Source organism: Paenibacillus sp. Y916, from assembly GCF_056786435.1.
The window spans coordinates 253313-269748 of record NZ_JBXCJA010000004.1; the positions used below are offsets into that span (position 1 = coordinate 253313).

Consider the following 16436-nt stretch of genomic DNA (forward strand, 5'->3'; position numbering starts at 1 on the left):
CATTCCAAAAGAGGCAGACCATGATTGGTCTGCCCCTCTTAAAGTTTGCTATTATCCTTCGAGCAATAACGATTCAGGATCTTCAAGCAATTCCTTCACTGCAACTAAGAATTGTACAGCTTCGCTACCATCCACGATCCGGTGATCATAAGAAAGTGCGATATACATCATTGGGCGATTTTCCATTGTATCTTGGTCAATCGCAATCGGCCGTAGCTGGATTTTGTGCATTCCCAGAATACCTACCTGAGGTGTATTAAGTATCGGAGTAGACAATAATGATCCGAATACCCCTCCATTAGTAATTGTGAAAGTACCACCTTGAAGCTCTGAAATACTTAGTTTATTTTTACGCGCCTTGCCTGCCAATTCACTGATTTGTCGCTCAATCTCCGGGAACCCTAAACGGTCCGCATCACGTACGACAGGAACTACCAAACCTTCTTTGGCTGAAACGGCAATTCCAATATCATAGTATTTCTTAACAAGAATATCTTCCCCATCAATTTCTGCATTCAGAAGAGGATGTGCTTTCAACGCACCTACAACAGCCTTTGTAAAGAATGACATAAACCCAAGATTCACATCATGCTTCTCTTGAAAAGCTTGCTTACGACGTTTACGAATATCAAGAATTGCAGTCATATCTACTTCATTGAAAGTCGTCAGCATAGCTGCAGTTCTTTGAGCTTCCACTAGACGTTTGGCAATCGTAACGCGACGACGAGACATCCGTTCACGTACCATTGGCTTGGAACTTGCAACTACAAATTCCTGTGCCGAAAGATTCACTCCACCTGTACCACCTTGTCCATCTCCAGAACGCTTCACCTGATCACTCGGAACTTCTGAATGATTACGAACGTTTTCTTGATAAATACGCCCCTTCGAATCTCTATCCTGTACTTGTTCAAGTTCAATGCCACGCTCACGTGCTAACTTTCGAGCTGAGGGTGAAGCGGCTAGAAAGTTAGCACTTTCATTCACCTGAAGAGGTTCTACTGATTTACTAGCAACGGTAGCAGAAGATTTCTCATCTGCTACTACCTTTTTCTTCTCATCGATGGACGTAGATTCTTCAGAAGCTACCTCTGCAGCAACACCAGCTTCTCCACCTGATTGAATCCGCCCAATCACTTCCCCAATTTGGACGGTATCTCCATTTTGTCGAAGTACCTTCTCTATAACTCCATCTATTTCTGCACTCATCTCTAAATTAACTTTATCCGTCTCAAGCTCTAAAAGGACATCACCTAACTTAACGGCCTCTCCTTCTTTCACATGCCATTTATAAATCGTTCCCTCGGTAATAGATTCTCCCATTGCAGGTACAATAATATTATTCAAATCTTCTACCTCCTCTTATAAATATCAAAGTTAATTATTCTGAGATTGGTTTAAACGGAGTGCCAACGAAATAATCTGTTGTTGTTCAAATAAATGAACTTTCTGATAACCACTAGCCGTACTAGAACGCTCTGGACGACCGTTATAAGCAACCGAAATCCCCTTAGGTGCAATAGCACGGATACGTGGTTCAATATAACGCCACGCTCCCATATTCTTTGGTTCTTCCTGTACCCATACGATCTCTTGTAGTTTCGTTAAGCGGTCTAATACATTCTTGATATCTTGCTCTGGGAATGGATACAGTTGCTCTACACGTACAATGTGTAACCAACCAGGACGCTTATCCGTTTCATTATCTAACGCCTCTTCCATTTCAACCGCGATTTTCCCCGAGCATAGAATTAAGCGTTCAACATTCTCTGGTATTTCTCCTAACCCACTTTGCTCCAATATCCGATTAAAGGTCCCCTCAGTGAAGTCCTGACTAGGTGACGTTACTCTAGGATTCCGAATTAGACTCTTCGGAGACATCATGACAAGCGGTCTTGCTTCCTCTGTATTCGTCAGTGCCGCTTGACGACGTAATAAATGGAAGTATTGAGCTGCAGTAGTCAGGTTCGCAACAATCCAGTTATCATCTCCTCCAAGCTGGAGAAAACGTTCAAGCCTCGCACTAGAGTGTTCTGGTCCTTGCCCTTCATATCCATGAGGTAGTAACATCACTAAGCTTGATTTCTGTGACCATTTAGAACGTCCTGCTGAGATGAACTGATCCATGATCACTTGAGCACAGTTAGAGAAATCACCATACTGCGCTTCCCAAATGACAAGCGTCTCAGGTGAGAATACGTTATAACCATACTCAAATCCTAATACGGATGCTTCAGATAAGGGGCTATTATGAATCGCAAAGGATGCCTTCGCTTGCGGCAATTCATGTATTGGACAGAATGTAGCGCCTGAATCAGGATCATGCAATACGAGATTACGATGAGCAAATGTCGCACGTTCCGCATCTTGACCACTAATTCGAATAGGTGTACCATCCGCAATAATTGTTGCGAAAGCTAGCGTCTCAGCAAGTCCCCAATCTACCTTTTCACCTTCATCCAGGGAATTCTCACGACGTTCAAGTATTCGCTGTAATTTAGGATAGACCTTAAATCCTTCGGGGCGCTTCAATAGCCCTGCATTAATCTCTTGCAGTTCATCTAATGGTACTGCAGTATAAGTTATCTGCGCCGGATCTGGCACCATGACAGCGATAGTCCGATCTGTAGCATTCTGCACATCATCGCGTTTCATCTGCTCGTAAGCTTCCTTCAAACGATTCAAGACACTTTCCTTAAGCTGTTCAGCCTGTTCTTCCGAAATCAAGCCCTTTTGAGATAGCTCAGAACGGTATAGAACGCTAACTCGTTCGTGACTTTTCACTTTTTGATATATTAAAGGTTGCGTTGTTTCTGGGTCATCTGTTTCATTATGTCCATAGCGACGATAACCGATAAGATCAATCAGGAAATCCTTCTTGAACTTATTGCGATACTCACTCGCCATGCGAACTGCCGCAATACATGCTTCAGGATCATCCGCGTTCACATGAATAATCGGAATTTCATATCCTTTAGCCAAATCACTAGCATAATGAGTGGAGCGAGAGTCCTTGCTCTCTGTTGTAAATCCTAAATTATTATTTACTATAATATGAATAGTTCCACCGTTCTGATAACCTGGCAACTTCGTAAAGTTCAACGTTTCTGCAACAATTCCTTCTCCAGGAAAAGCAGCATCGCCATGAATGAGTATCGTTGCCGCTTTATTCACATCTTGTCGAGGATATCCAGGCTGGGTGCGATCTTCCTGAGCTGCCCGTGAATAACCCTCAACTACAGGATTCACAAATTCCAAGTGACTCGGATTGTTTGCTAATGTGATTCTAGCTTCCAGCTGACTTCCTTCTTTCAATAGGCGATTAGCTCCTAAGTGATATTTAACATCACCCGTCCATCCATAACTAATACCTGTAGATCCCTCTGATGGAATCAATTTTTTATTTGGAGAATGGTGGAATTCCGAGAAAATATTCTGATATGGTTTGCCTAGTACATGGGCGAGTACGTTCAATCTCCCACGGTGTGCCATCCCCATCAAAACATGCTCCGTACCGTTATCTACCATAGATATCAACATTGCATCAAGCATAGGAACGAGTACATCGTTTCCTTCAATGGAAAAACGCTTTTGTCCAACAAATGTACGATGAAGGAACTCTTCAAACTGTTCTACTTGAAGTAACCGTCTTAAGAGAGCTGTCCGCTCATCTATGCTTAATTCCACTCGCGGAGATTCTGCTTGACGGTTTAACCAGACACGTTCTTCTTCCTCATGAATATGACTGAATTCATAAGCAATTGTTCCTGTATAAAGTTCACGCAACTTCACAATAGCATCCCAACCATTAGGTACACTCTCAGGCGCATGGTGCCATATTAAGGAAGATGGAAACGCTTTTAAATCCTCCTTTGACAAATTATACCTTTCCGATTCTAGCAAGCTCGTGTCCAGAGCAGGTCGAAGCCCTAAAGGATCAATATCTGCTGCTAGATGTCCATAGGCACGAATATTCCATACTAACTTCCCGGCGTCTACACCCTTTTTCAGCAGGTTGCGATCCCAAGATATCCGTTCTGTAGGTTCCTTGGGACTACTAACTTCATCAGCAATTGTAGGTGGTGCTCCCCATAAACTAAATAAATGTTGAAAGGTCTCATCAACAGATTGAGGATTTCTCAAAAATTGATCATACTGTTCCTGAACATAACCAAGATTGGGACCATAATAAGTTTGCCAAGGATCGCTTGTGTGTTGCTTATTCATTAGCATTGTCGGATATACCTCCGTTATGAACTATGATAGTTACATGGTGAATAGAAAATCTCATAAATCATTAATACATCTAGTATAGCCCTTTAAACACAATAGCTAAAATAGTCTTTTCATATTGTTATCATCTAATAAACAGATCAATCAAATAATGAGTACTTTGGCTTTATTTTCATTATTTGCTATACTCAACATTATCATCGACTACATTATGATTAATCCTTGTAAGCTTGAAAGGAGACGTTCAATCATGTCCTCATTCTTTAGCTCAGATAATACCCGTACTTTCCATGCGTACGCCACAGCACATCTAATTCAGATCAGCATTCTAATCGCTTTATCTCTGTTATTATTTATATTCAGAACTTCTATCAAAAGAGAGCCTTCCATCAAAAAGATAATTCGTTATTGGATCGCTGGAATTTTGATCGCTTCAGAAGTCGCACTAAATATTTGGTACGTTGCACAAGGAATATGGAATCCTCGAACAAGCTTACCTCTTGAATTATGTAGTATTACTTTGTTACTAGCTATAATCATGCTTTTTACTAGAAGCCGTTTATTGTACTCCATTGTTTTTTTTGCTGGAATTACAGGAGCGCTACAAGCTGTACTTACACCAAGCTTAGATTTTACATACCCGCATTTTCGTTTTCTACAATTTTTCGTAGCTCATTTCGCTATTATTCTCTCAGCACTATATATGACCTGGATTGAGGAATACAAACCCACATGGAAGTCAATTGGAACCGCCTTGATCTCCTTAAATATTCTCGCTGTTATAGTTGGTTCTATCAATTACATCATAGGTTCTAATTACATGTTTCTTATGCGTAAACCAGCCAGCGCATCTATTCTTGATATTTTGGGTCCGCATCCTTATTATCTATTGGCAGAGCAAGGAGTTGCGCTTCTTTTCTTCACCTTGCTACATCTACTATTCTTCGTATTACCTGATCGTTGGAAGCGACACACGACAAGGAGAAGTACGAAAGCCAATTTACCACTATGATAAAGGTAGTTCAAAAAGGACTATATTACAAAAATAGAGCCATGAACTTTATTTCGTTCATCGGCTCTATTCATTGATAGTCTTAACGTTTAGGAATAGATATTGTTACTTTATCATCCTTTAATGGCTCTCCGAAATTCGGTGTCCCATCATTATTCCAATTTAATATTTGAGCCCGTGTATGACGATTGGGATCGTATAAAGGATCTCCTACAATTTCTTTGTAGTTACGAGCGTGATAGACAAAAATATCTTGTTTGCCATCTGCCGAGACAGTAAAGCTATTATGCCCTGGTCCGTATTGCCCTACCTGCTCATTGGTTTGAAATACCGGTTGCTTCGACTTATCCCATGAAGCGGGATCAAGCAGATTCGCATCATCCTTTGCCGTAAGAAGCCCCATACTGTAATGATGGTCTGTAGCGCTAGCTGAATAACTCATGAATATCCGACCATTCCTTTTTAGTACAGCCGCCCCTTCATTCACCTTAAACCCAATCACTTCCCACGAATATTCAGGGGTACTAATCATCGCTTGTTCACCACTGAGAGTCCATGGATTACTCATCTCAGATATATAAAGGTTGGAATTACCCTCGATTGCTAGATCTTTCTGAGCCCATACATAATATAGTTTTCCTTTATGTTCAAATATCGTTGCATCGAGTGCGAAGCTTTCCCATTTCGTCCGAACCTGTCCCTTCTCTATCCATGTTCCTTCGAGAGGATTAGCAGATTCATTCTCTAATACATACATCCGGTGATCGAACAAACCTTCCTTCGTCTCACTTGTGTGTGCAGCAGCAAAGTAAATGTACCACTTGTTATTAATATAATGAAGCTCAGGAGCCCAAATATTAGCGCTTAATATTCCAGTATCACGCTTACGCCAAGCAACCACTTGCTCAGCACTCTCCAATTCTTGAATAAACTCCGCGCGACGAAGCTCAATACGATCGTACTCTGGTACCGAGGCGGTAAAATAGTAATATCCATCAGTATGTCTATACACCCAAGGATCAGCACGTTGCTCCACTATCGGATTATTTATGTGTCCACTCTTCTCCATGTCTTTCTCTCTCCTTCTATATATATGTTTCATGGATTTCTCTCAATCAATATACTTTATTAAGTGTCTAGTTTAACCTTTAATGCCTGAATTCAAATTAATGGATTGAACAAAATATTTCTGTGCAAACAAGAACAACACAAATGTTGGAATAATAGCTATAATCGCCGACCCCATTAATTGTCCAATCATACGATAATTCCCATAAATATCTTGCAATAAAAGTAATCCAGCTGTTATTGGCATTTTATCTACATCTGTATATACGATAACTGGCCAGAGAAAATCATTCCAAGATCCAGTAAAGGAAAATAAGGCACACACGATCAATATCGGTTTTATTAAAGGTACTATTACTGAATAATAAATTCTAAAGTCACCCGCACCATCCATTCGAGCAGACTCATCTAATTCTTTAGGAAGACCGTTCATGAACTGTCTGACCAAAAATATATTTCCCATTCCTGCTAAACCAGGGATAATCATAGCCCATGAGGTATTAACCCAACCTAACGCATCAATGATTTTATAGGACGGAATTAGATTAACAACACCTGGAAAGAAGGAGATACCCAGTAACGTAAAAAACAACATATCTCTACCTTTAAACTTCATTCGAGAATAACCATAACCCGTGATTGAAATAACAAAGACCACTAAAAGAGTATGCAAAGTTGCAATGAATACCGAATTCATTAACCAACGCATTATTGGTGCAGTAGATGTGTTGTTTAGGATGGTGACATAGTTATCAAAAATCCACTTTTCAGGTAATAATCTAAATCCGGTAGATACCACTTCCGTTTGTGATCTAAACGATGTAGCGACCCCATATATTACAGGAAATGCAAATATCACACAAAGTAAAATCAAAAATAAATATGCACAATATTTAGATATATTACCATCAGACGATATCTTCCCCTTGACCTTTGGCAATATAATCGGGTTATTATTCGATGCATGTGACACTTGGTTTGGCATTTGTTACACCTACCTTTTCTGTTTCCATTAAATTACTCACCGTAAATCTACGAAGCATTTCGATTCATCACATAATATTGCAGCGCTGAAATAACCAAAATAACTAATCCCAGTAATACTGCCATCGCTGAGGCCATTCCGGCAATTGATTCGCCGTTACCAAAAGCTAATTGACGAATATACATCATCAATACATGTGTACTTTGTTGTGGCCCACCCTTCGTCATCATTAACGGTTGACCAAATACATTAAATGCCCCAGCTGTTGTCATAACAAATGTGAAAATTAATGGAAAACGAATAGAAGGTAAGGTAATACTAAAGAATCTTCGAACTGGTCCCGCTCCATCCATTTCTGCTGCTTCATACAAATCCTGTGCTACACCGCTTATGGAAGCACGATAAATAATCATGTTTCCTCCGACTCCACCCCATACCGTTAGTACAATGATAATAAGCCAAGCATAAGGTTGATGTGCTGCCCAAACCGTATCCGAGCCCAATATATTCCCTGTAATCCCCAATTGCTTATTAAAGATCAAGGACCAGATGAGTGCAGCTGCAGATATAGAGATTAATCCCGGTATATAAATAATAGCTTGAATGACATTTTTCATTTTTACTTTTCTATGTTCTAATGCAACAGCAACCATTAACGGAATAATAATTAATAGGGGAACACTGGCTGCAACAAAGATTAACGTATTTTTCAGACCATTATTAAATTGAACATGGAAGGTTGATTTATTGTCAAAAAGGATCCTTTTGTAATTATCAAGACCTACCCATACCGGATCACTCATTAAATTCCATTTCGTAAATGAAGCATAAATCCCATAAATTGTAGGCAATAAGATGAAGATAGCAAATAAAATAACATGTGGACCTACAAAGAAAACAGGTGCTAAATTCAACTTCTTTTTCATAGGCATTCTATTTCTCCTTTTGTAAAAGTAATGTGCCATATCGGGCACATTACTTTACAATCTTTTCAGTTTCAGCTTACTTTGTTCCACTGCTACTTTCAGATATCTTATCTTCAACAAATTTTTGCATGGTCTGTAAAGTTTCGTCGATATCAACGTTACCACGAACGATATCCGCACAATACGTATCTACTGCCTCTGCAATATATGGATAGTATTCATAAGTATAAATGTAAAGGGATTGAATTTCTTTTTCATTTGATGTAAAGAAGGATTGCATATAGTTCTGGTACTCTGGACTATGGTTAACTACGTTACTTGCTACGTTTTGTCCAGCCTTAGCCCATTCCATTGAATTTTCACGAACATATTCTAAAAAACTAGCAATACCAACTTCTTTTTCATCTGTTCTTTTATCGTTCTTTAGCATAGCGAATAAATGTGAAGAAGATCTGTTAGTAAACTTATCAGGAGTAGGAGAATAAACATTTGTCACCCCGAAGTTCAATCCTTCAACTCCAGCATGTGCATTAGAACTCCATGTACCATCTGTTGAGAATAGTACGTTCTGAGATTGGAACATCAAGTATCCATCTTCACCAAATGGCGTCATCAAGCCAGCATCGGATATTTTTTTAACGTTTTCAAAGGCTTGTTTGAACACTGGCGTATTAACAGCTGGTTTACCATCTACTTGGACATCTCCGCCTAAGTTTTGAATTTGTGCCAAGATGACCCAGCCTAACAACGCATCATTAACGACATAGTCACCTTCATCCAATTTCCCTTGTAATGAAAGCATCTCATCAATCGTAACAACATTATCATCTAGGAAAGATTCCACATTATATTTTTTAAGCAAATCTTTATTGTAATACATTACATTACTATGAATATCTAGCGGGACTGAATATTGAGTTCCTTCTATCGTACCGGTTGACCAGGCTTGGGGTAAGTAATTATCTTGTTTTAATTCGGGTTGTGATGCCATTACAGATGTCATTGCTTCTAATGAACCCTGTTTAACAAATCCAGGAACACGGTCCGCGTGTATGATGGCTAGATCAGGTACACCTTTGCCAGATGCCAACACCGTGGAAACTTTAGTATACATATCTGATGTAATAACATGTTTAACTTTGACCTCAGGGTTAGTTGCATTGTAGTCTTTAACAATTTGATCCATGTTAGCGCCATCATCACCTGTTAGCGGAGTCCAAAAGGTAATTGTATTTCCCCCGCCATCACCACCACATCCAGCTAAGATTGTTGTAAATAATAAAATAAGTACTAATGAAGCCCCCAATTTTCTTCTCAAATATTTCTCCTCCTAAATATGTTGTATTTGTTTGGACAATCATTCACGAAAAGTGCCTTCGCAAATAATTACTTGAGCTAAGTATACAATCACGCTGAAAGCGTTGTCAATAACATTTATATGAATCATATTTATATTTGTATCATGTAAATTAACTTATTAGTTAATTAGATAATTGAAAATAAGTCCCTATAACATACTAATTAATATATACATTAATTAGTATACAACTTAATAATGTTTATGCTATTATTAGTAAGAGTTAATCATCTTTCTCAAATCAATGAAATAACTTGAAAGAAGTGAATAATATGCAACTGGAAATAGACAAGTCTTCTCTCATTGTTTACGAAGCTTTAGCAAGTGAAGTTCGAATAAAAATAATACAGTTACTCTCAAAAAACAAAATGAATATAAAAGAGTTGGCTCAGGAACTTGGATTAAGTAGTCCTATCATGATAAAACACATTCAAAAATTAGAAGATGCAGGGATCATTAAAACGGAGAAAGTCCCCGGAAAACCAGGCCAATCAGGCCACCAAAGAATTTCCATATTAAGAGTAGATCATATTGAAATTAATTTCCCTAAGAAAATATTCCATTCGTTTGCATCTTATGAGACATCGGTTCCTATCGGTCATTATACTGATTATGATTTGAAGCCAACTTGCGGGCTTGCTACGGAAAAGGAATTTATCGGAAGAGTTGACGAACCGAGGTACTTTATGGACTCCAAAAGAGTGGATGCAGAGATATTATGGTTCACCCAAGGATTCGTCCAATATAATATTGCTAACTTTTTGAAAAAGGAAGAAGAACTACAACAATTTGAGATTAGCTTGGAACTTTCTTCTGAATTTCCATTTTCAAATGATGTATGGCCTTCTGATATCACGTTCTCCTTAAACGGTTTGGAATTAGGCACTTGGACGAGTCCTGGTGATTATGCCGATGCAAGGGGGAAATTCACACCTGAATGGTGGCCACACAATATCAATCAATATGGATTGCTAAAAACGATTAGAATTACAAACCATGGAACATATATTGACGGTGACCCGATGTCTCAAGTTTTGATTGAGGATTTAGATACTACTTGCGACAGATGGACCTTTCGAATCGAAGTTAAAGAAGATGCAAAGCATGTTGGAGGAGCGACGATTTTTGGGAAAAAATTTGGGAATCATGATCAAGATATCATGTTTAAATTGTATTACCTTTAACATTACATTCTTCCTTGTGACCTATTGTTTGGCCATATCCGAGAAAACACGCTACCAAACGCACATAAAAAGGTTGAGCAGAATGACCCTGCTCAACCTTTTTATTATATTTCTCTAGCCATTCATTATTCACGTTCAATAATGATAGACTTCGTATAATTATTCCACTCTATTGTAGCACCTAACGCATCGGATATGAATCGAAGTGGTACATAATAAGTTCCTTCATAGTTCATAACAGGCTCAGCAAGCTTCACCTTTTCACCATCTACAAGTGCTTGGTTAGAACCGTTCTTAAGAACAATAGTTGAACCTGTCAAATCATCAATAACTGTAACTTGCTTCAACGTATTATCCCATTTCATCTCAGCATCCAACTGTTCAGCAACATGTCGAAGTGGTACCATCGTCGTTCTATTCACTTCGATAGGAAGAGAATAATCATAGTACCAACCATACTCTTCATCCACTAGCGTTTCTAGAATGACATACTTGTTTGTAATACTCATATCTTCTTTTAAGAAACGATACGCCTCAGATTGACCTTCAAAATTACGCAGAAGTGCTCCAGGAGTAATCTGATCCACAGCTAATACATCTAACTCCAAAGCTCCTTGAGTCGTGTCTACTTTATTTATAGTAACAGGCTCATTCACACTCCAGATTTCACTTCTAGAATGAATCTTAACTTGCTTCACTGGAATTCCTTCCATAATTGGAAGCTGAACGATAAGATCTACATTTTGCTTACGTATCTGTAGCTTGTTATCAAACATAATATCCATTGATAGTACTGTATCTTTACTAAAGACTTCATTCAATAATGGCTCTTCCTTAAAGATATCGTTTACGTCACTATCATAATCTGTAAGTAGTTCTTTCAGTGCCTTTTGTAATTGATTCGTCAAATAAATCACGGTCGCTTCTTTATCTTGGATAACACTTTCCCATGAAGCGAATGGTGATACTTCGTCCTCGAAATATTCTTCTTCTAAATATTCCTCGCTATACATGTTTAATCCAGATTCATAAATAGGATAGTACACATCATATAACGTACTAATTAATTCTTTGACCCCTTCTTTATCCTCAGACACACTCGTCAGGAAGGATTTAGCGAGACCCACCAATTCATCTCCACGAACATCCACATGAAGCTTCTTCAGGGTTAGTTTCTCTCCATACACCGTATCTGTTACGGATGACAAGGTGATTGACTCTGGGTTAGGCGCATTCTTGAAGAAGAAATCACCTACATCTGTTATCAATTTAAGAGATTGTTCAGTAGAGGGTTGCAGATTAGCTAACTCCACGCCATACTCTGAGTTCAATGTATCGAGAGCTATAGAGATCGGTTGTTTAGCTCCTTCGACCCAAAAAATCATTTCTTTCTTATCGACAGATACATGGAACGGCACCTTTTTTCCATCTAAGCTTAATGTTCCTTCTACAGATGCAGTTGATGCATCCTGCATTTTCACATGGTCAATACTTAATGAGAATGAGTTCAATAAATCAATTATTTCCTTATCTTCTTCACTAATTTGCCCGAGTGCAGGTACAATTTCAATTGAAAAGGTTTGTTTCGATTCTGAAGATTTGACCGCATAGCTATCTACCATACTTTTCTTAATATCCAATCCCCCGACAGATTGACATCCTGATAATACAACAAGCATGGATGCCAGTACTGAAGCTATTAACCATTTGATACGTTTCATTTCTTTCCTCCTCAGTAAACTTAAGTTACATCTATTTACCAAGTATGCCTGCGGATAATTATTCTGTAAAGAGAAATTCCCTTATTTATTTCCTCACTTCATATATAGTTCAAGTTGCTCTTCACTCCAACGCCATAAATGCTCGGCATCCTGCTTATTATTAGCACGCGCTGAAAGTTTCCTCATTTCTTGACGATAGAAATATTCCCCACTTACTCCCGTAACTTCAGGCGACGTTGCTAGATATATAGCTGATTGAGATCCTTCCTTTGGAGTCAGAAAGAATGGACGTAACAAGGAGTATACTTGTTTACCGAATCCCGTCTTACGGTCAATGCCAAGATTAGTCATGACCGCACCAGGGTGCAAGCAATTGGCTGTCACTTGAGAATCCTTTAACCTTTCAGCCAATTGCTTGGTAAACAGAATATTCGCCAGTTTAGATTGTGCATATCCTTTGACAACATGATATCTTTTCTTTAAAGTTGGATCATCGAAATGGATTTTCCCAACCTTGTAAACTCCAGAAGAGACATTCACAATTCGACCTTGTTCGGCATTCTTCAGTCTATCTAGCAACAAGTTTGTGAGTAGGAAATGCCCTAAATGATTAATACCCATATGTATTTCAAAACCATGCTGCGTGTATTCATGCTTCAATGAGACCACACCCGCGTTGTTAATGAGTACATCCAAAACATCAAATTTCCCTTTGAAATTAACCGCTAGCTTACGGATACTATCCAGATTGCCTAAATCCCCGAGCATCCATTCGATACTCTCTGACCCACTCTGTCTCATAGCCTCTTCATGAGCTAATCTAGCTCTTTCTTCATTCCGGCAGACCATGATGACATGAGCCCCTCTTTGGGCTAATTCAATGGATGTAGCAAGTCCCATTCCTGAATTAGCCCCGGTCACCATGACGACTTTATTTCGCATTTAGCATCATCCTCCTATTTAAGGGTAAAAGTAGAAGCAATACCTTAGTTTCTCTACATGCTAATTGTACACTACGAACTACCTGTATAGCGCTACTCTCTTCCTCATTTATAAGTAGAAGTTTATAATACAATTAGATATACGCGCTTTTCCACTTTGATATGAGAATACGAAAGGATGAATATAAAATGAATGAAAGATTGATTGAACTAGATACTGCTATGCATCAGCAAGGATTGGATGCCTTGATTATTACTGATCCTAAGCATATATACTACTTAACAGGCTTTGCTAGCGACCCGCATGAACGATTCTTGGGCTTAACGCTTATGCATGGAGAGGAACCTGTATTAATCGTACCCTCTCTTGATGCTGAAGCGGCTCATGCTGCATCCTCTGTTCAGAACATCATTACACACTCTGATACAGATCATCCATATACACTACTTAAGAAACAACTTAGAGAGAATATTCACGCCCTCGGCATTGAGAAAGATCAGCTAACAGTCTCTCACTTTGAGCTTCTTCAAGAATCTATTGGTGCACAGTCATACCATGATATTGGTCCTATACTCCAAAGCATGCGAGTAAAGAAGACACCCGAAGAAATTATCCGAATGCAACATGCCATCAACCTGATTGAAGAGGTTCTCCGTCAAAGCCTGACTCATGTTCAGGTTGGTGTAACTGAAATAGAGTTAGTCGCTGAGATTGAATATTTGATGAAGAAGCTTGGCGCAGACGGTCCCTCTTTCGAAACGATGGTGCTTTCTGGACCTAACACGGCTCTTCCCCATGGAATACCTGGACAACGGAAAATTCAGAATGGTGACTTAGTAATGTTCGATATGGGTGTATTTGCAAATGGCTATGCTTCTGACATTACACGCACATTTGCAATTGGAGACATCAGTCAGGAACTTACGAATATTTACAATGCCGTACTTGGTGCCAATCTACAAGGTATTCAATCCATTCGCCCAGGAGTAACATTAGCATCTGTGGATCAAAGCGCTCGTAGCGTTATTGAACGCGCGGGATATGGTCCTCAGTTCATGCATCGACTTGGACACGGACTAGGTATGGATGTTCATGAATATCCTTCCGTACATGGCAACAATATGGATCTAGTTCAAGCCGGTATGGTATTTACGGTAGAGCCAGGAGTCTATGTTCCCGGTATAGGTGGAGTACGAATTGAAGATGATATTGTCGTAACTGACGATGGGGTAAATGTATTAACCTCATTCCCTAAAGAGCTAACTATCATCGGATAATAACCACAAGAACCTGACGGAAAAACTACCGTCAGGTTCTTTGTTATGGAAATGGAGCAGAATATCAATGTATCTACAAAAGAAACCAATGCAACCCTCTGCTTTGGTTTCTCATGTATTGGATTATAAAGACCCTACTTACTTAAACTTGTGTAGCATCTAAATCTATATTACGGTTATTGTATACTTTCGGATCATTCTCTTTTAATATTTTGCTAGAAATAAGACCTGAAGTCATGGAATCATTCACATTCAGTGCAGTACGTCCCATATCAATTAGAGGTTCCACGGAAATTAGCAGACCCGCTAATGCAACAGGTAAGCCCATCGTAGAAAGGACAATAAGTGATGCAAAGGTAGCACCTCCACCGACTCCTGCCACACCAAAGGAACTAATCATAATAACCAGAATCAATTTCACAATAAAGCCCCAGCTTGTTGGATCTATACCTACTGTTGGAGCAATCATCACTGCGAGCATGGCTGGATAAATTCCAGCACAACCATTCTGACCAATGGTGGCCCCAAAGGTAGCTGACAGATTCGCGATCCCTGTAGATACTCCGAGTTTCCTCGTTTGAGTCTCTACATTAAGAGGAATGGTAGCTGCGCTAGATCGTGAAGTAAATGCGAATGTCAGCGTAGGTAGTACCTTTTTGAGATATACAAGCGGGTTGAATCTGAATAGCGTGATCAATATTAAATGAATAATAAACATAACGATCAAAGCTACATATGATGCGATTACGAAGTTAATCAGCTTTAATATTTCTTCAACATGAGTCGTAGCGATGGTTTTGGTGATCAACGCCAATATACCGTACGGAGTCAATCTCAATACAAGGGTAACCATTCGCATAACAACAGCATACACCGCATCGATCAAATCGCGGAAGACTTGTGCCTGCTTGGGCTTCTTACGATCTATTCCAAGAACTGCTACACCGATAAAGGCAGAGAATATAACGACAGCAAGTGTAGAAGAACTACGGGATCCCGTCATATCTGCAAATGGATTCTTCGGAATAAATTCAAGCATTTGCTGCGGAATAGATTTATCTTCAACAACACCAAGTCTATCCTCTAATTTCAAACCCTGTGCCTGTTCTCTGTCACCGCTCTGAATATCAATCGTCTTTAAATCAAAGCTCAGCGTGGTGATAATACCTACAGATGCCGCAATCGCAGTCGTAATTAGAAGAACTGCAATAATAGAAAAACTCATCTTCCCAAGGTTCTTAACACCGTTCAAATTCATGATAGCAGAAATGATTGATACCATAATTAGCGGGATCACGATCATTTGAAGCAAACTCACATAACCATAACCTACCAAGTTAAACCATTCCGTGGACTTCCCTATAACATCGGAATCTGGTTTAAAGAACAATTGTAGAATAACTCCAAATATAATTCCCAACCCTAAACCTGTAAACACTCGCTTCGTGAAGGAAATATGTTTCTTTTGCATCCATACGAGTAACCCGATCAGTAACAGCATGACTACAATGTTAATAATAATCCATAGCATTTCCATTAAATACTCCCCCAAAAAATTAAAATATATCGCTAAACAAATAAGTCACAGTATTAATATTTTTTATCATAACATATAGCTGAGTATTTTGATAGGATTAGTTTAATATCAAAATAACAGTTATACACACACTACTTAAAGGGTTAATTATTATTTTATTCTTTATCCTAATAAGTCATACCCTATAAATAGCG

At 39.0% G+C, this 16436-nt stretch carries 12 protein-coding genes; 3 read left to right on the top strand and 9 right to left on the bottom strand.

Going from position 1 to position 16436, the window contains the following annotated elements:
* Window positions 1-51: 51 nt before the first annotated feature.
* Together odhB and AC1TO9_RS11940 are read right to left on the bottom strand one after the other, a co-directional pair.
* Window positions 52-1347, bottom strand: coding sequence for a 2-oxoglutarate dehydrogenase complex dihydrolipoyllysine-residue succinyltransferase (odhB, locus tag AC1TO9_RS11935; protein ID WP_482059267.1), 1296 nt, complete (start codon window positions 1345-1347; stop codon window positions 52-54).
* A gap of 30 nt (window positions 1348-1377) precedes the next feature.
* Window positions 1378-4233: a 2-oxoglutarate dehydrogenase E1 component gene (locus AC1TO9_RS11940; protein ID WP_482055420.1), complete on the bottom strand. Its 2856-nt coding sequence runs from the start codon at window positions 4231-4233 to the stop codon at window positions 1378-1380.
* A gap of 250 nt (window positions 4234-4483) precedes the next feature.
* On the opposite strand from AC1TO9_RS11940, the gene AC1TO9_RS11945 reads away from it, so the two are divergent.
* The gene (locus AC1TO9_RS11945; RefSeq protein ID WP_482059268.1) at window positions 4484-5245 is read left to right on the top strand and encodes a YwaF family protein; all 762 of its coding nucleotides are present in this window, start codon (window positions 4484-4486) and stop codon (window positions 5243-5245) included.
* 82 nt (window positions 5246-5327) lie between these two features.
* Here the strand turns inward: AC1TO9_RS11945 and AC1TO9_RS11950 are convergent, their stop codons facing one another.
* From AC1TO9_RS11950 to AC1TO9_RS11965, 4 genes are all read right to left on the bottom strand, one after another.
* Complete coding sequence (locus tag AC1TO9_RS11950) at window positions 5328-6314, bottom strand: glycoside hydrolase family 43 protein (RefSeq protein ID WP_482059269.1); 987 nt, start codon at window positions 6312-6314, stop codon at window positions 5328-5330.
* Between the two features lie 72 nt (window positions 6315-6386).
* Window positions 6387-7298: a carbohydrate ABC transporter permease gene (locus AC1TO9_RS11955; RefSeq protein ID WP_482055417.1), complete on the bottom strand. Its 912-nt coding sequence runs from the start codon at window positions 7296-7298 to the stop codon at window positions 6387-6389.
* Between the two features lie 47 nt (window positions 7299-7345).
* Window positions 7346-8224, bottom strand: coding sequence for a carbohydrate ABC transporter permease (locus AC1TO9_RS11960; protein WP_482055416.1), 879 nt, complete (start codon window positions 8222-8224; stop codon window positions 7346-7348).
* A gap of 76 nt (window positions 8225-8300) precedes the next feature.
* Window positions 8301-9542 carry an extracellular solute-binding protein gene (locus tag AC1TO9_RS11965; protein WP_482055415.1) on the bottom strand — a complete coding sequence of 414 codons (1242 nt, stop codon included), beginning with the start codon at window positions 9540-9542 and terminating at the stop codon, window positions 8301-8303.
* Window positions 9543-9853: 311 nt separating this feature from the next.
* On the opposite strand from AC1TO9_RS11965, the gene AC1TO9_RS11970 reads away from it, so the two are divergent.
* Entirely contained in the window at window positions 9854-10765 is a 912-nt protein-coding gene (locus tag AC1TO9_RS11970) for an ArsR/SmtB family transcription factor (protein ID WP_482059339.1), read from the top strand.
* A gap of 125 nt (window positions 10766-10890) precedes the next feature.
* Here the strand turns inward: AC1TO9_RS11970 and AC1TO9_RS11975 are convergent, their stop codons facing one another.
* Together AC1TO9_RS11975 and AC1TO9_RS11980 are read right to left on the bottom strand one after the other, a co-directional pair.
* Entirely contained in the window at window positions 10891-12486 is a 1596-nt protein-coding gene (locus AC1TO9_RS11975) for a copper amine oxidase N-terminal domain-containing protein (protein WP_482055414.1), read from the bottom strand.
* A gap of 93 nt (window positions 12487-12579) precedes the next feature.
* Complete coding sequence (locus tag AC1TO9_RS11980; protein ID WP_482055413.1) at window positions 12580-13428, bottom strand: SDR family oxidoreductase; 849 nt, start codon at window positions 13426-13428, stop codon at window positions 12580-12582.
* 188 nt (window positions 13429-13616) lie between these two features.
* Here AC1TO9_RS11980 and AC1TO9_RS11985 point away from each other — a divergent pair, with 188 nt between their 5' ends.
* Window positions 13617-14705, top strand: a complete 1089-nt coding sequence (locus AC1TO9_RS11985; protein ID WP_482059270.1) for a M24 family metallopeptidase — start codon at window positions 13617-13619, stop codon at window positions 14703-14705.
* A 142-nt stretch (window positions 14706-14847) separates the two neighbouring features.
* On the opposite strand, the gene AC1TO9_RS11990 is transcribed toward AC1TO9_RS11985, so the two are convergent.
* Entirely contained in the window at window positions 14848-16242 is a 1395-nt protein-coding gene (locus tag AC1TO9_RS11990) for an L-cystine transporter (RefSeq protein ID WP_482059271.1), read from the bottom strand.
* Window positions 16243-16436 lie beyond the last annotated feature (194 nt).